The following is a 16,645-nucleotide window of genomic DNA, read 5'->3' on the forward strand; positions in this document are numbered from 1 at the left end:
CCTCCAATGAGTCTACGAGACTGGGGGTATTTTACGCGTTAAAGGCAAAATGACGAACCAATCTCAAGATGTGCATACAAAAAAAGTGACATTATTTGTATATGCGGAATCTTAAAATTTGTTCAACAATGTATTGCACTTCCTTTATTTAATCTATCACTAGTTTATCAGTTTTTGAAGATGATGTCCATCAAAAGACTGTCGTGTCATCGTTAAAGTTTAAAATAGTTGCTGTACTTGGTAAGAGTTCAATACGCATTAGCGCACCATTTTTGACAGAATTACTAGCAAAATCATGCCGACCTAGTTTGTCGGCAATACCACGAATCGTTGTGCCGTGTGACACAATAAGAACATTATCACCATCGTGATGACGCGCGCGAATATCATCGAAACCATGAGATACTCTTGTCCACCACTGTTCATCATCTTCGGCAAATTTAAACGGATCTGCTAGGTATATTGTATCCATTGCCTCAGCCATACCAAATTCTGTGATAAAGTCTGAATAAGTATTGAGCGAATTTGGTTTGTAAGCACCTAAGGTTGTTGTAACTACTTCACTGTCAACACCTTCAAATGATCCAAAAAATTGTTCACGAAAATCAGGTAATTCAGTGGGCTCAATACCGGAATTTGCTTGATTATTTTTTAAAATATAGCGCGCAGTATGAACAGATCGTGTCAAATCAGAAGAATAAGCACCATCAAAATGAATATTAGCTAGGCGAGTACCTGCATCAAGACCATGTTGGATACCTTTTGGTGTGAGCGGTGCATCAGACCAACCTTGGAAACGATGTAAAAAATTAAAGTAGGTTTCCCCGTGTCGAACAATATAAAGATTAATAGCCATAATTATAAATGCTTAATGTTACGCTGAGTAACAACGTAAACACAATCCTTCCTAAAAAATTAATTACACTCATTTTAACATGAAACATATAAAAAAACCGCCTAGGCGGTTTTAATTTGTAGAGGCTTTAGGCGCCTCAGGGTCTTGCTTATTTTCATCTTCATCAAAAATGCCATTATTATTACGATCTTGTCGCGGTGTAGGAGAAACTTTAACAGTAAATTGAGAAATATAAGCATTATCATAGTCTAATGCAGTCAGTTCGAAGTTGGCAACTTTCATGGTGTCGCCAGCTCGGAACTCAGGTTCTTCATTTAAAACGTAACCAGTTAGCGTAACAGCGTCATTTTCTTCGAGTTCTTTAACATTTTGATTAAAGTATCTTTCAAAATCATAAAGCGTCATTTTACCAGAGACTTTATAATGATGGTCGCCTAATTTTTCAATATAATCATCTGAAACATCATCTATCTCGTCGCGGACAGTGCCAAAAAGCTCTTCATAAATATCTTTATCTGTAATTAAGCCACTTGTGCCGCCATATTCGTCAACGACAATGGCAATAGGAGAACGTTTAATAATCATTTCATCCATGACATCGTGTAAATCCATATTTTCAGGGACGGCTGGAATGTCTCGCATAATTTTTGATACAGGGTCAGCGCTATTAATACGTGCTTGACGAACTAAATCGTAGTTAAAGACATAACCTAACACCTTATCCTTATCATTATCTGCAATCACAGGGAAACGTGAATAGCGCTCTTGCAGATACAAATTAAGCGCATCAGAAATCGGTGTCTTAACATCAACTGCAGTCATAGAAGTACGATCAATCATGATATCAACGGCAACCTTGTCATTCATTTCAAAGGCACGTTTCATGAATGTCAAATCTTCAGCATCCAATTCTCCAGCAGCGGCCGCATTTTTAGATAGAGATAAAATTTCAGTTTGTGAATAAATATCTTCTTCACCATCTGTTCTAAAACCTAGCAAGTGTGTGATACCATTCGATAGGTGGTCTAGTGCCCAAATCATTGGAAACAGTGTAATGTGGAAAAAACGCACTGGGCGGACGATAAAGAGTAACACCTTTACCGGTGATTCAATTGCAATGTTTTTTGGTACCAAGTCAGTAAATACAGCATGGACAATTGTAAAAATGATCATTGCTGAAACTGAAGCAACGGCACGAGCATATTCAGGTGGTAGTACACCTGAATTAAGAATAATCTTAGCAACAGTCTCTTCACCAATCCAACCTAAAATAAGGCTGGTTAGCGTAATACCAACTTGTGCAGTTGATAGATATTCAGTTAAATGTGTCACCATATGAATGGCATTTGTGATATTTTTTGAGGGCTTTTCGCGATTTTCTTGTAAATCGCGCAACGCACTCAAACGAACCTTAACCAGAGAATATTCTGTTAGTGTAAACAAAATAGCAAGTAAAAGCACCAAAACGATGATAGCAAAGTTAAGGAGCATAGACGGACCAGAATCCAAATTCGTAAACCTCTTTTCTTAGTGTAACTAACCGCTATTATACCAGAAAATAGCGTAAATGCTAAGTTAATTATCAAAAATATAAGCTTTATAAAAAGCGAACGTTACGTGGCTTAAAAATACTAATTATTGTTAAAAGCGAACATGAATTCGTAAGCTTTGATGTGTCATTTATCATCTGTGAATTATAAACTGCAACAAAATAGGTTTTTGGCGAGTTTTATAAATTTTTATTGCTCAACTTCGTTTATTGATGTATGCTGTAAGTACTGGTACTAGGGGATTTTAATTGTTCGTCTCTTTTTTTGTTAAATTTCAAATCAGATTTCTGTTGTAGTGATTGATTTTACGACATTCTATCGAACAATTGTTTGTAAGGACGTATATTGTCCTTGTTTAAATAAAAAAAGCAGGTAGAATTACAAGTAACGATATTTAGTTTAAATAGCTTAAAAATAAATTTATACCAAGGAGTTTATATGGAAAATGTAACAGTATATACTAAGTACAACTGTGTGCAATGCAAAATGACTAAGAAATTCTTAGAGGCGCAAGGTGTACCGTTTAAAGAAATCAATATTGAAGATGATACAAAGTATGTTGAAGAGTTGAAGGCGGATGGATTCCGTCAAACGCCAGTAGTTTCTGTTGTGGGTATGCCAAAGTTCTCTGGCTTTCGTCCAGACGTATTAAAGAAAATCTCAGCTTAAACTTAAAGCAATCAACATCGCGAGGTAATCAACCGATGTTTTTTTGTTTCTTCAGATTATCATCAATCATAGATTAAAGAGGACGGAATTTATGCCATTAAAAGAATTAAATTTAGATCAGGTTACTTATTTTGACTTGAACAACCAAGTGAATATCCCTAAGGATAATCAAATTCAACTTGAAAAAGACCAAGAGGCACTTGATGCTTTCTTAAGAGAAAACGTTTGGCCAAATGTTATGCAATTTGACTCTCTGTCAGAGCGTTTTGATTGGTTATTCCAAAACAATTTTTTGGAGCGTACTTTTATTGAGAAGTATCGTTTTGACTTTATTGAGTCTCTTTATGCTTATTTAGATGAGCAACATTTTAATTTCAAGTCTTTTATGGCAGCATTTAAATTCTATAATCAATATGCGTTGAAAACAAATGATGGGCAACACTATGTGGAAACATATGTCGATCGTGTAGCCATGAACGCATTATTTTATGCTGATGGTCGTGAAGAATTAGCTTTGAGATTGGCTGATGAAATGATTCATCAACGTTATCAACCAGCAACACCTAGCTTTTTGAATGCTGGGCGCGCACGACGTGGTGAATTAGTTTCTTGTTTCATTATTCAAACCTCTGATGATATGAATTCAGTTGGTCGTACCATTAATTCAGCCCTACAGTTATCAAAAATGGGTGGTGGTGTCGGTATCAATGTTTCAAATATTCGTGAAGCAGGCGCACCAGTGATGGCAATTGCCAATTCTGCTGGGGGTATCGTGCCCGTGATGAAGTTATTAGAGGATTCCTTCACATTTTCTTCTCAGGTTGGTGCCCGTCAAGGTGCTGGTGTGGTTTATTTGTCTGTATTTCATCCAGATATCATGGCATTTTTATCAACAAAGAAGGAAAATGCAGACGAAAAGATACGTGTTAAAACACTTTCTCTTGGCTTAACTGTCCCCGATAAATTTTATGAATTGGTCAAGAAAAATGATGTCATGTATTTATTTAGCCCAGTAGATGTTGAAAAGGTTTACGGTAAGGCCTTTAACTACATTGATATTACGGCTGAATATGATAACATGGTTGCCAATGATCAAATTACTAAATATAAAGTTGATGCACGAACGTTAGAAGAAGAAATATCTAAGCTACAACAGGAATCGGGTTACCCATATATCATCAATATCGATGTTGCTAACCGTAGTAATCCAATTTCTGGTAAAATTGTGTCATCTAACCTGTGTTCAGAAATTTTACAAGTCCAGACACCTTCCGACATTGATAATGGTCAGCAGTATACACGGCTAGGTTCAGATGTCAGTTGTAACTTGGGTTCAATTAACATTGTCAATATGATGGCAACAAATGATTTTGGTGAATCAGTTGATACAATGGTCCGTGCTTTAACTTATGTATCCGACACATCAAATTTAGATGTTGTACCATCTATTGCTAAAGGAAACAATGAAAAACATGCAATTGGTTTAGGTGCAATGGGTCTTGCTGCTTATTTTGCTCAAAATAAAATGTACTATGGCGATGAGGAGGCTTTGGATTTCACAACGACTTTCTTTATGACTTTGAATTATTATTCAATTAAAGCATCTGTAGCTATTGCTAAAGAACGCCACGAAAAATTCTTTGAGTTCGACAAGTCAACTTATGCCAACGGGTCATATTTTGATAAGTATTTAGAAACAGATTGGGCACCTAAAACAAATAAAGTCGTTGATGCATTTGCACAACACCACATACCAACCAAACATGATTGGGCTCAACTTCGTGATGATGTTGCAAAATATGGTATGTATAATGCGTATCGCCATGCCATTGCGCCCACTGGTTCTATTTCTTATGTTAATGATACAACTGCAACATTGTTGCCAATTGTCAATAAAATTGAAGAGCGCCAAGAGGGCATGATTGGGAAAGTTTATTATCCAGCACCCGGTTTAAATAATGAAACAATGCCATATTATGTCTCAGCGTACGATACAGATATGCGCAAGGTAATTGATGTGTATGCAGCTGCACAAGAACATATTGACCAAGGGATGGCGCTGACATTATTTATGCGGTCAACATTACCTGAAGGTTTATACGAATGGAAGAATAATCGCACGAATAAAATGACAACACGTGATTTAACAATTTTGCGTCATTATGCCTTTAATAAGGGAATTAAGTCATTGTATTATATTCGAACATTTACAGATGATAACCAAGAATCTGGCGTAAATGAATGTGAGAGTTGCTCAATTTAGTATTAAAAAGCAATCATGGGTGATATCTGATGATTGCTTTGTACATAACATAAAAGAAAGTTGGGTAAAGGGCAGAACAGTTATGACGAGAATCAATATTTTGTATGCATCAACGGAAGGCAATACACAATCTTTCGTTGATAAATTAAAGACAATCGCTGAAAGCAACGGGGATCAACTTGACGCGCGTATGATAGGTGATGAAACTGAATATGCCAATGAAACAGCGCCTTATGTTGCTATCGTACCGACTTATTTGACGGGTGGCACTGGTACAGGATCAGATGTCGTTGAAAACTTTACCAATGCCTTGGGGGAGTACATTGAGTTTGGTCGTAATAGTTACTATCTAAAAGGTGTTATTGGTTCCGGAAATCGTAATTTTAATGTACAATTCAACTTAACTGCGTTAAGATATGCAGATAAGTTTAAAGTACCAATGTTGTTTGCATATGAATTACGAGGTAGTCGATTTGATGCAGAAAAAGCTTATAATATTATGAAACCTTTATTTGGAGGATAATTGTGGAACATTTAAAAGACAACTCATATACAGCAATTAATTGGAATACGATTGAAGATGAACTTGATAAGGCAACTTGGGAAAAGTTGACGCAACAGTTCTGGCTCGATACGCGAATTCCAATTTCAAACGATTTAAAAACTTGGCGTGGAAATATGTCTGATCAAGAACGTCAAACGATGAACTTGGTGTTCGGTGGTTTAACGACGCTAGATACTTTGCAGTCACAAGATGGTATGGCCCAGCTAAAATTAGATGTGGTTAACCAAAAAGAAGAGGCAGTTTTAAATAATATCCAATTTATGGAGTCTGTTCATGCAAAATCTTATTCATCGATTTTTGAAACCCTAAATGAAAAGTCGGAAATCGAAGCCATTTTTAATTGGGCAGATACTAACGAATTTTTACAGTATAAGGCCAATCGTATTAATGATATTTACCGCACGGGAACACCATTGCAGAAAAAAATTGCTTCGGTATTTTTAGAGACATTCTTATTTTATTCTGGATTTTATACACCCCTATATTTTTTGGGGCACAATAAGATGTTAAATGTTGCCGAAATTATTAAACTGATTATCCGCGATGAATCTGTGCATGGGACATACATTGGTTATAAATTCCAAATTGTTTTTAATAAGTTACCTGTAGCAGAACGTGAACACTTACAGAGTTGGATGTATGATCTGCTCTATGAATTATACGAAAATGAAGAAAAGTATACACACGAATTGTATGATGATCTCGGCTGGTCAGAGCAAGTATTAACATTTTTGAGATATAACGCCAATAAAGCATTGATGAATTTGGGTCAAGAACCGATGTTTCCCGATGGTGCAGAAGATGTTAATCCTGTCGTTATGAATGGTATTTCAACATCAACAGCTAACCATGACTTTTTCTCAGGTGTAGGGAATGGTTATTTACTTGGTGCAGTTGAAGCTATGGAAGAAGACGATTATAATATCGGTAATGATTAATTTATACCAAATTAAAAAGTCTAAAGTTATCATTTAAATGGTAACTTTAGACTTTTTAAATTTCATCATGTTTAAATATTGAAATATGTGTTTGTAAAAAGATTGCTAGTTTGGGATAAAGGGATGCTGACAAAATAACCCAAGCATAAGCGAATAACACTGCAGCGACAGTATCGCTTAGGAACTGTGCATTGAAATAAATACGACTCATAATTGTCATTAAACCGATCAATACGCTAAGCCAATTAATAATGATTTGTGTGTACAAGGAATTAATATTTGGGGTAACAAGAATTGCCAGGATAAAAATAATTACAAACAAGCCAAATACATGTGTACTTGGAAAGGCTGAGGAACTGTCCGCAAGTAAATGTCCAACTGGCCTTGAACGATTGATTAACAATCTGATAATTGTCAAAAAAATATCGCCAAGTAATATCGTTGTTACAGTCCAAATTGCTGGCACATGAAGTTTAGCAATAACAAGAATGCCAGCCAAAATTACTGCATATGTAACGTCGACGACGGGATTGCCCAAAAAAGTAGCGATAGCCATGACGACATCACCAAAATTAGTTTGGATATGAGCAAACCAACTATGAACGGTGTTATCAATGGCAATTGGGAATATGACATTAAATTTAATGAGTACACCTAACAGGATAGCAATAATAAAACTAATAATTGCTTGTCGACGTTGTTTATTTTTAACAGATACAATCATGATATACGACTCCAAATACGGATTTTTACCTTACTCTAGTATAATGAAAGACGGCAACATACACAAGACTATTAAGACAGTAAAATATAATTATTTAGAAATAATTTATGTGACAGGGGTTGTCAACTACGCATAAATTTGATATGATAATATAGTTGTTTGAGATATGGGAGTGTAGCGAAGTCTGGCTAAACGCGACGGACTGTAACTCCGTTCCTTCGGGTTCGTAGGTTCGAATCCTACCGCTCCCATAGCCGATTTAATAGTTAACGGCTAAAAAGATTAACTATTGCCCCTTCGCCAAGTGGTAAGGCAGTGGTTTTTGGTACCGCTATGCGCTGGTTCGAATCCAGCAGGGGCAATGCTAAAGGGATTGAAAGATTCCTTTTTTTGTTTGAAAGTAATTAAAAAAGTTACCAGCATGTGCTGGTAACTTTTTTTTAATTACTTGCTCAATGTCTTTTTAGAAATAACTTCTAATGAGTCGTCTAAATCATATACTAAAGGTTGCCCATTAGCAATTTCTAGATTTAAAATATCATCGTCTGAAATATGCTCAAGATGCTTAGCAAGCGCACGCAATGAATTACCATGTGCGGCAATAACAACGTTTTTACCAGCCTTTAACTGGGGAGCAATGTCTGACTCCCAGAAAGGTAAAACACGTTCCAAAGTAATCTTCAGATTTTCACCTAATGGGAGCTCACCTTCAGGAACATCAGCGTAACGACGGTCGAATGCAGGGTATGACTTGCCTTGTACTTCAACAGCTTCTTCGTAACTATCCAACAAGGGTGGTAAAACATCGTATGAACGACGCCAGATGTGGACTTGTTCGTCTCCCCACTTTTCAGCAGCTTCGGCTTTGTTTTGGCCTTGCAAAGCACCATAGTGACGTTCGTTTAAACGCCATGACTTAGCCTCTGGAATAAATAATTGACCTGCTTCTTCTAGTGCTAGATGAAGTGTTGTGATGGCACGTGTCAGAACAGATGTATAGGCTTGGTCGAATTGGATACCTTCGGTAGCCAAAAGTTCACCAGCTTCTTTTGCTTGTGCAATACCTTTATCTGATAACTTTGTGTCAACCCAACCGTTGAACAAATTTAATGCGTTCCATTCACTTTGACCGTGACGGATTAGTACTAACTTAGCCATGTTTGCTAAACTCCTTAGTTTGTGTTTAATTTAACGATTATATTATACCACGAAAAGCGGACACAAAAAAACTCGCCTAAGCGAGTTTTCAAAGTATCAGAACCTAATCTTACAACTTTGTGATGTTAGCAGCTTGCAATCCGCGGTCTGAAGTTTCAACTTCAAATTCAACAGCTTGACCTTCTTCAAGAGTCTTGAAGCCGTCACCTTGAATAGCTGAGAAGTGTGCAAAAACATCTTCTCCGTTTTCACGAGTTACGAAACCGTAACCCTTTTCGCCGTTAAACCACTTTACTGTGCCTTTTTCCATGATATGTTTCTCCTTTGGTGTGCTCCACCAATGATTTTATTTTGTAACTTAAATAATTGGTACTTGAGCGCCTTCCGAGAAAAACAAATCAAAATCAAAAACTTTTATTACAAACCTAGTGTACCATATTGATAAAAATAAGCAAGGAAAACATTTAACAACTATATCAAAGGGTTGAGGTCAAGCGTTTATAACCGGTCGTGTCTTGACAAGTACCGCTATTAACGATAAAATTATAGAGTTGTTAAAAACTACGCAGCTGTGGCGGAATTGGCAGACGCGCAGGATTAAGGATCCTGTGCCCGTTAAGGGCGTGCGGGTTCGACTCCCGCTAGCTGCATAATCACATGTCATGGCGATACATCAGGTTTCATAAACCTTGATGTATCGCCTTTTCTTAAGAAAAACGTTGCACTGTGTTTCTTAGCATTTCACACAAAAGGATACTTTTTACAACCTAGCGAGTAAGCCGTTTTTTATTTGTACAAATAGCACATAAGTAACAGTGATAAGTTCTTGACCTGGGATGAGTTTATCAAATTGAGACATGAAGCACTGCAAGCGTGGTAATTTTTTTGTTGGCCATAATAAATACTCACTAATATCAAAAATGAGATAATACATAAAAAGGGCAATCATACAGCAAGAATAGCCTGTAATATGGTTGAATTGGAGCGTTAGAAAGTAAATTTATACTATGAATAACTAAAAACGCCTCCCACAGCATTAAATAGACACAACATTTAAAATATCTTAATAAATATGGGGATGAAACACCTGCAAATTGGCGTGTACCCCCCAAAGTTAAGTGATTTTCACGCTAACTTTGGGAGTCTGCCTCAGAAACCTATTATATCAGTAGATAATACCTTGATCATTGTGCTGAAATTTTAGTTTAAAAAGAACACTGAAATTGATAAGTATGTAGCGAACAGCAACCATAATAAGTAGGGCACTAATAATAATTTAACGCGGCGCTTGTCCAAAAGGATAATAGCAATAACTAGTAGAAAATTAGAAAACGAGAAAAATACAACGGTCCAAAATATATTTAATACTAATTGAGCATACATGAAAATATACAAGGCTTGACGGTTGTTTGTTACAAAATTTAGATTAGCGCAATAAATACTCAGTAAAATATAAAGTAATCCCCATGCAGGCCCGAAAAGCCGTTTTGGTGGCGCTAGTGGTGGTAAATTTAACCCATTATATATGGTCTATCGACACACCACGAATCCACGACACACGCAACGATGATAATGTGCCCAGAGCTAGAATAATGGCAATAAATAATATGGCTTTGATTGTGACAGAATTTTTTTCATGTTAAACTGCCTTTATTTTCTATCTTAAAGTTTGTTTTTAGTTTATGACAAATTGCAATGTAACAAACATGCCAAATCAAATGGAGATTATTTATTTTGAAAGTGTTTTATATGTCGCTCGGGATAAGGCATTCACGTAATCAATGCCATCGTCTTGTGTATGGCCGCCGTTTGACAGTATGGCGATTGTATAATTAACGTTATCATTTTTTACATGTCCGATGCTATTAACAATCGCATTTTGGTAGTTATCATTAAGCGGTAACCAGCCGTTTTTAAGTTCTACCACGGTGTCATCGCTAACGCCAGTGGATATACCCCAATTTTGATCTTCATTCACATGATTCATTAAGTTAATAATATAATTGCTGTCTGATTGAGATATTATTTTATGGCGATAAAACAGTTCATTTAATAATTTCAACTGATCTGTTGCTGTTGTTTGAGTCAAGCCCCAAGTTTGATTAATGTTAGAATTTTTCATATCTAGTTTTTGGAATAGTTTAGGAAACTGATAAATACCACCGAGTGACACCGTCATTTCAGTAGTGGCGTCATTGTCTGAGTCTTCAATCATTTGTGTTGCTAATATTTTGTCATCGTCGGTTAGTTCACCTAGAGACATTTTATACGTGAGAATAAATACTTTGATGATACTAGCAGTGGGATACTTGTTTTTAGAACCATGGGTAAATTTATATACTTTACCTGTTTTTTTGTCATAAACTGCAATTTGAGCGTTTTTTATATCATCTGTATCTACTTTGGACCATGTACGTTGCAATTGCCGGTTTAAATTGGTGGCTGTTGTTTTATTGTTATGAGTTGTTTGCTGATCGTAATTTGTAGAGGCACCTAGCACAAGTGTAACAACAATAATGACAGTAGCGATGGCTAATTTTTGTTTGTGAGGCATCAGTATTTTTTTAATTTTTCTAATATTCATGAGGACGGGTCATAGTTTCTTGATTTGAGATTGCTATGTTAATCATTTTCACTAAATCAATTAATAAAGGTACCATTAATGTACCACATTCACCATGTTTACGTCAGCTAAATAGCTCTGTAACACATACAGGTTACTTTGTTCTCTTGTTCATTGTTTTTAACTTATAGTTTTATTAAGATATTAAACGCCACAAAAATAAAGTAGCCTAAATACATTTCTGTGATTAGGCTACTTATGACAATAGTACAATAAATTTGTCACTTTTTTAAAGAAAGCATGCAGTGTCTATGAAAATAGGCTTTGGGGATATGCCTCAGTATGGGCGTTTTTTTAAATTCCTGTTTTATTGAGGTAACTTTATATCTTGCTGAACAGTGTCTTCGTCGTCAATAGACGTGTCAGTTGCTTCCTCTAATGTTGGATACATCTTTAGATCGTATAGCATAACACTAGTGTCAGCGTCTCTGTCTGGGTTTAGATTCAGTGATGAGACTTTGATTTCACCAGCTTTGATTTTCACGTCAGAGTAGTCTGCAGTGAAATATTTCGAGGCCGTATCGTCGTCGTTTTCCTTGCCGTAGTATGTTAGCGCTAATTCCGTATTGCCTGACAACTTACCCAATGTCGCCTTAACCAGCTTGAAATTCTTATATTTGTCGCCCAAATTGTCAATTCTGACACGCTCGTCTATCGTCGACAAATTGGTGATGTCAACCGTTTTTGACAATAAACCACTAATTTTAAATTTCAAATTGCCGACCTTATACTTTTTTCCGGCGACATTAGGTAAATCAATTGACTTAGATTTCACAGTGACGCTATCGCCATTCGAGAGCTTCGTCTTCTTGCTTGAATCGTAGACATCGTTGCCTTTGAACGTCAATGAAAACGTTCCAGAACCGTCAACTCCCTTTGATTTAACCTTGAAATCCTTTTCGGATAACGTCACGTTCGATGCTTTTTTTAAACCTTTGACTTTTTTAGTGACTGAAACGGATTTAAAATACGGCGTTGTTGATGTATCAGAAAGCGTCAACTTAACTTTATCACCGTTCTTTAAGTTTGATGAGTCTCTGTCTGTGTCTATTTTCGTAGCTTCCATATGATCAAAAAATTCGTCATATTTCGCGACAGCAGTGTCGCCGAGCAGATCAAGACGATCAGTACCGTCACCCATCGTATTCATAGCCTGAGTATATGTCTTGTCATCGTCGCGGGGTTTTTGAATTTTAGCGAAATCAACACCGGCCTTTTTAGCTTCGACTTTGGCGACTGCCATAGCCAACTTGACGCCTTTCTTTTCAGTTTCCTTGGTGTCAGAGTCATCTATGTACCCTGAGCCATTATACCCGCTAAATTTAACTGGCATGGCCTTGAAATCACGACTAACGCTAGGTTGAAATGCAGCATTTAACCCAATAGCACCAACGACTACGACAGCAGCAACAACGATAATTTTTTTCTTATGATCAATCAGAATCTTTTTAATTTTTATAATATTCATGAGAATGTTCCATATTTTCCTTATTCTGTGATTAGTTTTTTAACTTGTTTAAATTTAGGGTCGCCTTTATATTGTGTATATAATGAGCTCAAACTTTTGGTACCAACGGTTTCAGCACCAGCGTCTTGTTCTGCACCTGATACGCGTGTGCCTTGATTTTTGTAAGTAATGGTATCATCAGAAATTGTGAAGTAACCTTGCTTATAAGTTGTATTATCAATATTGCTAGGGACGTTATTCAACTTCACGATGTTTTTGACACCATCTAATGAAATTGTGATGCCTGAAAAGGTCACATCCGTAATTTTGCCATTATTGACATCGACGTGTGTTGAATCAAATGCATTACTTGTGACATTTGATTTGCCTGATAAAATCGTGTCGACAGTTAGGTCACCATAATCAGATACAAAACCTGAAGGTAGACCTAAGAGTGCCAAGGCTTGTTTATCGATATTAGATAATGCATTAATTGCGCTTGTATCAGTTGTTGATACTTCCTTTTGAAGGGTATATATATTTTCTTCACCAAATTGTTGACCAGAATAAATTCTGTCTTGCGAACTGTCAGATGAGCCACTAAAAGTCACATTTTTTGGAATAAAGTAAAGTGGGGCTAACATGGATGCACCTTCCGTTGGTAAGTGATCAGCGCCTATCTCTGCTTTTAACATGTTATCTTCGATTTTGGCTTTATCAAGATACACTTTTCCTTTTGGTGCAGTTTGTCCAGAACTTGAACGAGACAGTAAACCTGTTCTGCTAAAAACAAAAGTATCGCCGGCTGGGTTTGACCATGTGCCGCTAACGCTTGAAAAATTATTCGCCTTGATTTGCGTTAAATTCATACCAATGTTATTTTTTGTTGCAGTTGAGGATGATGATTTAATGGTTTCACTTGACGTGCTGGTGCTTTTTGATCGGGTTGCCGGCTTTTTTGCTTGTTGTGCCTTTTTACTGCTGTGCTGTGTCGGCATTTGATTTACTGCTGCATAAACTCCTACAACGCCAAAACTTAAGACAACTGCACCAGAGATTAACCATGTTAGTTTTCTGTTCATAATTTTTTCCTTTGTGACGTACTTGTAAAAAAAGCCAGAGACGCGTTAATAATCGTCTTCTTTGGCCTTTTTTTGCAGTATGAGTGTGTTCTTATTATTTACTAATTGTTACGCAAGCCATCGACGATTGTTTGTGCATTCTCTTGAGAATGTTTTCTAACGTTTCTATCATCATAAAACTTTGCAATTTCTGCTAACACTTGTTCTTCGAACTCGGCAACGTGATTAGCTTCAAAAAATGGTAAATAAACTCGCTTTTCGACACCATTTCTTTCGTAAGCAAAAACTGTGATAATACCACTACCGAAAATGCCTACACCAATAAGTGCAAGAACAATACCTACTAATGGAGAACTTGATAGTGCCATAAGACCACCGATTGCAATTATTAATCCTAAAAATATACGGCCAATTTTAAACTCTTTGTTCGAGGAAACGTTTGAAACATTTCCTAAAGGTGATGAATCTTTTGTCATTCCTGCTGGAATCATTCCGAATAAAATCGTGTTTTGCATCTTTATCTTTAAAAAACCATCTGGTGATACGTACATATTTCCTTTGATCCAAGGGGTAACAAGACTTACAGCAAAGTCTTTGTTATTGGAAGTTTGAATTGATTCAACCATTATAAAATCTCCTAAAAGCTTTTTTCGTGATTCATTAATTGCACGTAATTAATGATGACTTACAATATGACATATTTTTAATTTATTATATAAACAAACAACGTTAATCATATCACATTAACACAATATAATGAATATTTTAAATAAAAAATGTGTAAAATATCTCAACGCCTTGTCAAAATTGAAAATAGAGAAAGGTGGTATGACATGAAAACTACAACTGAAAAAATAGCTGAAAAGCTAAAAATGAAGCGATTACAACATGGTATGACTGTTGAAAAATTGAGTGAAATTGCTGATGTTTCAGTCGGGACAATTTCAACACTTGAAAGAAAATTAAAGGTTAATTTATCAATTACAACCTTGTTGAAATTGATGGATGCTTTGAATGTGGAACCTTATGAACTTTTTGGATCAGCCGATCCAAGTATTGACGAATTACTTGAAGATAATCGCGCACTTGAAGAAAAACTTCAAAATATCGCGGACATTGCTAACCCTAAACATGAATAGAATTCTGTAGACAAAAGACTATAGATTTCCGATGTATTCAGTCAAGTCTAGATAGTCTGGATTAACTTAACTGCGCTTGATTAATGTTGATAAGGGACTGTTATTGAGATGATTTTATTGTGTATAAATATTGTCATCAAATAACCTGTCAGTATGTGACAGTGTTTGATTTTCTAGTTCAGGTACTATCTGTTGTGGTAAAATAAAAGCAATGGAGAATAATATGTTACTCTTTAAACGAACTAAAAAAAATAATGAGTCAAAGCTAGATGAAGATACTGTGTCACGTGCGATTTTTGATACAATGCAACAGGAAAATGACCAATTATTAGATGACCTAGAAACATTAAAATTAGACGTGTCAGAACTAACCGAAAAAAATCGACATTTAACGGAGCAGTTGACCCGTAGTAAATACTATCAGTCATTGGTTAAAACGAGTATGGGGTTGGGTGTCTTAATTGCTAGTTTTGCGGTGCTCCACTTACTGGATGAGGCACCAGAATATACGGCAATTTTACTATTAATTGAAGCAGCATTTATTTTTATGATGCTAAGGAGCAGTGATAAATAATGTCTAAAATGCATAAAGAACAGCGCGTCCCTTTCGTCGTGGCTAATTGGAAGATTAATAAATTACAGGCAGACGTGGTTGACTTCCTTAAAAAAGTTGATGGTAAGGTGCCAGATCAAGCGATCGTTGAGACAGGTATTGCAGCGCAAGATTTATTTCTAGCTGATTTGGTTCGTGCAACTGCAGCGTCACCAATTCATGTTGTTGCGGAAAATGTACATTGGGAAGACAGTGGTGCATACACTGGAGAGACTTCCCCAAAAGCATTGCGAGATATTGGCGCAAAATATGTGTTAATTGGTCATTTCGAACGTCGTAAGTTTTTTAATGAGACGGATTCCACTGTAAACCTAAAAGTCACCGCTGCATTGCGTAACGGATTGCGACCAATTATTGATGTTGATGAGGACATGAGCACTTATGCACAGTTTATGGATGCTGAGCCATCAGTTGCCCAAGTCGCTGCGGCACTAGCAGGCGTTTCTGTTGATCAAATTCGTAATGTGACTATTGCTTATGAGCCAACGTGGGCAATTGGTTCTGGCGAAGCAGCAAGCGCTGATCAAGCACAAAAGGCAGCACATCTCATTCGCCAAACTTTAGCCAAATTATATTCTCCTGTTATTGCAGAACAAGTGCGTATTTTATATGGCGGTTCAGTCACACCAGACAATGCGAGAGAAATTATGGCTCAAAGTGACATAGATGGTGTATTGGTTGGAACGGCAGCATTAGATCCTGACAAATTCCTAAAATTAGTAGCGATTGCACATGATCCAAATGTGCCAGAATTTGACGTAGATCACGTTTAAAATAAACAGACTAAATTAAGATAATAGGCTTGCAAAAATGTGTCAAAAGCGTATAATTATTGATAGTAATACTGTGAATAAATACGGCATTTTGCGAAATATTGTCCGCAATACCTTTATATTGAAGCAAACGTTGTCTGCGGAAACAGCGGCGATTGCTTTTTTTGTGCCTAGGCGGCAGCAAAATCAGTTCAAAAAGTAAATTTGTAATTGAACTGTAACAAACAAAACACAGTGATAAACAA

Annotated in this window: 17 protein-coding genes and 3 tRNA genes; 10 read left to right on the forward strand and 10 right to left on the reverse strand. The window is 36.4% G+C overall.

The window, feature by feature from the left end; all coding sequences use genetic code 11:
* Window positions 1–190: 190 nt before the first annotated feature.
* Window positions 191–856: a histidine phosphatase family protein gene (locus JOD28_RS02520; protein ID WP_204769325.1), complete on the reverse strand. Its 666-nt coding sequence runs from the start codon at window positions 854–856 to the stop codon at window positions 191–193.
* A 111-nt stretch (window positions 857–967) separates the two neighbouring features.
* Window positions 968–2,365, reverse strand: a complete 1,398-nt coding sequence (locus JOD28_RS02525) for a hemolysin family protein (protein ID WP_204769326.1) — start codon at window positions 2,363–2,365, stop codon at window positions 968–970.
* A 479-nt stretch (window positions 2,366–2,844) separates the two neighbouring features.
* On the opposite strand from JOD28_RS02525, the gene nrdH reads away from it, so the two are divergent.
* From nrdH to nrdF, 4 genes are all read left to right on the forward strand, one after another.
* A complete protein-coding gene (nrdH, locus tag JOD28_RS02530; protein WP_204769327.1) occupies window positions 2,845–3,075 on the forward strand; it encodes a glutaredoxin-like protein NrdH in 231 nt (76 codons plus the stop codon).
* Window positions 3,076–3,166: 91 nt separating this feature from the next.
* A complete protein-coding gene (nrdE, locus tag JOD28_RS02535) occupies window positions 3,167–5,338 on the forward strand; it encodes a class 1b ribonucleoside-diphosphate reductase subunit alpha (RefSeq protein WP_204769328.1) in 2,172 nt (723 codons plus the stop codon).
* A gap of 82 nt (window positions 5,339–5,420) precedes the next feature.
* Entirely contained in the window at window positions 5,421–5,861 is a 441-nt protein-coding gene (locus JOD28_RS02540) for a class Ib ribonucleoside-diphosphate reductase assembly flavoprotein NrdI (protein WP_204769329.1), read from the forward strand.
* 2 nt (window positions 5,862–5,863) lie between these two features.
* Entirely contained in the window at window positions 5,864–6,841 is a 978-nt protein-coding gene (gene nrdF / locus JOD28_RS02545; protein ID WP_204769330.1) for a class 1b ribonucleoside-diphosphate reductase subunit beta, read from the forward strand.
* Window positions 6,842–6,896: 55 nt separating this feature from the next.
* Here nrdF and JOD28_RS02550 read toward each other — a convergent pair whose 3' ends face one another.
* Complete coding sequence (locus tag JOD28_RS02550; RefSeq protein ID WP_204769331.1) at window positions 6,897–7,565, reverse strand: phosphatase PAP2 family protein; 669 nt, start codon at window positions 7,563–7,565, stop codon at window positions 6,897–6,899.
* 168 nt (window positions 7,566–7,733) lie between these two features.
* On the opposite strand from JOD28_RS02550, the gene JOD28_RS02555 reads away from it, so the two are divergent.
* Window positions 7,734–7,816, forward strand: a tRNA-Tyr gene (locus tag JOD28_RS02555).
* Window positions 7,817–7,855: 39 nt separating this feature from the next.
* Window positions 7,856–7,927: transfer RNA gene (locus JOD28_RS02560), tRNA-Gln, on the forward strand.
* Between the two features lie 82 nt (window positions 7,928–8,009).
* Here JOD28_RS02560 and gpmA read toward each other — a convergent pair.
* On the reverse strand, window positions 8,010–8,723 hold the full coding sequence (gpmA, locus tag JOD28_RS02565; protein ID WP_204769332.1) for a 2,3-diphosphoglycerate-dependent phosphoglycerate mutase: 714 nt from the start codon (window positions 8,721–8,723) through the stop codon (window positions 8,010–8,012).
* 109 nt (window positions 8,724–8,832) lie between these two features.
* Window positions 8,833–9,033, reverse strand: coding sequence for a cold-shock protein (locus JOD28_RS02570; RefSeq protein WP_013103483.1), 201 nt, complete (start codon window positions 9,031–9,033; stop codon window positions 8,833–8,835).
* Window positions 9,034–9,288: 255 nt separating this feature from the next.
* Between JOD28_RS02570 and JOD28_RS02575 the strand changes: the two genes are divergently transcribed.
* A tRNA-Leu gene (locus JOD28_RS02575) sits at window positions 9,289–9,373 on the forward strand.
* A gap of 550 nt (window positions 9,374–9,923) precedes the next feature.
* On the opposite strand, the gene JOD28_RS09735 is transcribed toward JOD28_RS02575, so the two are convergent.
* The 5 genes from JOD28_RS09735 to JOD28_RS02600 all read right to left on the reverse strand — a co-directional run bounded on the left by JOD28_RS09735 (window position 9,924) and on the right by JOD28_RS02600 (window position 14,501).
* Window positions 9,924–10,250: a TspO/MBR family protein gene (locus JOD28_RS09735; protein ID WP_259650381.1), complete on the reverse strand. Its 327-nt coding sequence runs from the start codon at window positions 10,248–10,250 to the stop codon at window positions 9,924–9,926.
* Window positions 10,251–10,452: 202 nt separating this feature from the next.
* The gene (locus JOD28_RS02585) at window positions 10,453–11,307 is read right to left on the reverse strand and encodes a serine hydrolase (protein WP_204769333.1); all 855 of its coding nucleotides are present in this window, start codon (window positions 11,305–11,307) and stop codon (window positions 10,453–10,455) included.
* Window positions 11,308–11,653: 346 nt separating this feature from the next.
* Window positions 11,654–12,814 (reverse strand): hypothetical protein, encoded by a 1,161-nt coding sequence (locus JOD28_RS02590; RefSeq protein WP_204769334.1) that lies wholly within the window; start codon window positions 12,812–12,814, stop codon window positions 11,654–11,656.
* A 20-nt stretch (window positions 12,815–12,834) separates the two neighbouring features.
* The gene (locus tag JOD28_RS02595) at window positions 12,835–13,875 is read right to left on the reverse strand and encodes a DUF6287 domain-containing protein (protein WP_204769335.1); all 1,041 of its coding nucleotides are present in this window, start codon (window positions 13,873–13,875) and stop codon (window positions 12,835–12,837) included.
* Between the two features lie 101 nt (window positions 13,876–13,976).
* The gene (locus JOD28_RS02600; protein ID WP_204769336.1) at window positions 13,977–14,501 is read right to left on the reverse strand and encodes a DUF2892 domain-containing protein; all 525 of its coding nucleotides are present in this window, start codon (window positions 14,499–14,501) and stop codon (window positions 13,977–13,979) included.
* Between the two features lie 207 nt (window positions 14,502–14,708).
* Here JOD28_RS02600 and JOD28_RS02605 point away from each other — a divergent pair, with 207 nt between their 5' ends.
* From JOD28_RS02605 to tpiA, 3 genes are all read left to right on the forward strand, one after another.
* Complete coding sequence (locus JOD28_RS02605; RefSeq protein WP_204769337.1) at window positions 14,709–15,014, forward strand: helix-turn-helix domain-containing protein; 306 nt, start codon at window positions 14,709–14,711, stop codon at window positions 15,012–15,014.
* Between the two features lie 223 nt (window positions 15,015–15,237).
* The gene (locus tag JOD28_RS02610) at window positions 15,238–15,588 is read left to right on the forward strand and encodes a hypothetical protein (RefSeq protein ID WP_204769338.1); all 351 of its coding nucleotides are present in this window, start codon (window positions 15,238–15,240) and stop codon (window positions 15,586–15,588) included.
* Window positions 15,588–16,400 carry a triose-phosphate isomerase gene (gene tpiA / locus JOD28_RS02615; protein ID WP_204769339.1) on the forward strand — a complete coding sequence of 271 codons (813 nt, stop codon included), beginning with the start codon at window positions 15,588–15,590 and terminating at the stop codon, window positions 16,398–16,400. The genes JOD28_RS02610 and tpiA overlap by 1 nt, the downstream gene beginning before the upstream one ends.
* Window positions 16,401–16,645 lie beyond the last annotated feature (245 nt).

This window comes from Leuconostoc rapi (assembly GCF_016908715.1).
Classification (GTDB): domain Bacteria; phylum Bacillota; class Bacilli; order Lactobacillales; family Lactobacillaceae; genus Leuconostoc; species Leuconostoc rapi.

Coding starts and splice junctions, on each gene's coding strand:
- JOD28_RS02520 (WP_204769325.1), bottom strand. CDS start 856: ATGGCTATTAATCTTTATATTGTTCGACACGGGGAAACCTACTTTAAT.
- nrdH (WP_204769327.1), top strand. CDS start 2,845: ATGGAAAATGTAACAGTATATACTAAGTACAACTGTGTGCAATGCAAA.
- nrdE (WP_204769328.1), top strand. CDS start 3,167: ATGCCATTAAAAGAATTAAATTTAGATCAGGTTACTTATTTTGACTTG.
- JOD28_RS02540 (WP_204769329.1), top strand. CDS start 5,421: ATGACGAGAATCAATATTTTGTATGCATCAACGGAAGGCAATACACAA.
- JOD28_RS02550 (WP_204769331.1), bottom strand. CDS start 7,565: ATGATTGTATCTGTTAAAAATAAACAACGTCGACAAGCAATTATTAGT.
- gpmA (WP_204769332.1), bottom strand. CDS start 8,723: ATGGCTAAGTTAGTACTAATCCGTCACGGTCAAAGTGAATGGAACGCA.
- JOD28_RS02570 (WP_013103483.1), bottom strand. CDS start 9,033: ATGGAAAAAGGCACAGTAAAGTGGTTTAACGGCGAAAAGGGTTACGGT.
- JOD28_RS02585 (WP_204769333.1), bottom strand. CDS start 11,307: ATGAATATTAGAAAAATTAAAAAAATACTGATGCCTCACAAACAAAAA.
- JOD28_RS02590 (WP_204769334.1), bottom strand. CDS start 12,814: ATGAATATTATAAAAATTAAAAAGATTCTGATTGATCATAAGAAAAAA.
- JOD28_RS02595 (WP_204769335.1), bottom strand. CDS start 13,875: ATGAACAGAAAACTAACATGGTTAATCTCTGGTGCAGTTGTCTTAAGT.
- JOD28_RS02600 (WP_204769336.1), bottom strand. CDS start 14,501: ATGGTTGAATCAATTCAAACTTCCAATAACAAAGACTTTGCTGTAAGT.
- JOD28_RS02605 (WP_204769337.1), top strand. CDS start 14,709: ATGAAAACTACAACTGAAAAAATAGCTGAAAAGCTAAAAATGAAGCGA.
- JOD28_RS02610 (WP_204769338.1), top strand. CDS start 15,238: ATGTTACTCTTTAAACGAACTAAAAAAAATAATGAGTCAAAGCTAGAT.
- tpiA (WP_204769339.1), top strand. CDS start 15,588: ATGTCTAAAATGCATAAAGAACAGCGCGTCCCTTTCGTCGTGGCTAAT.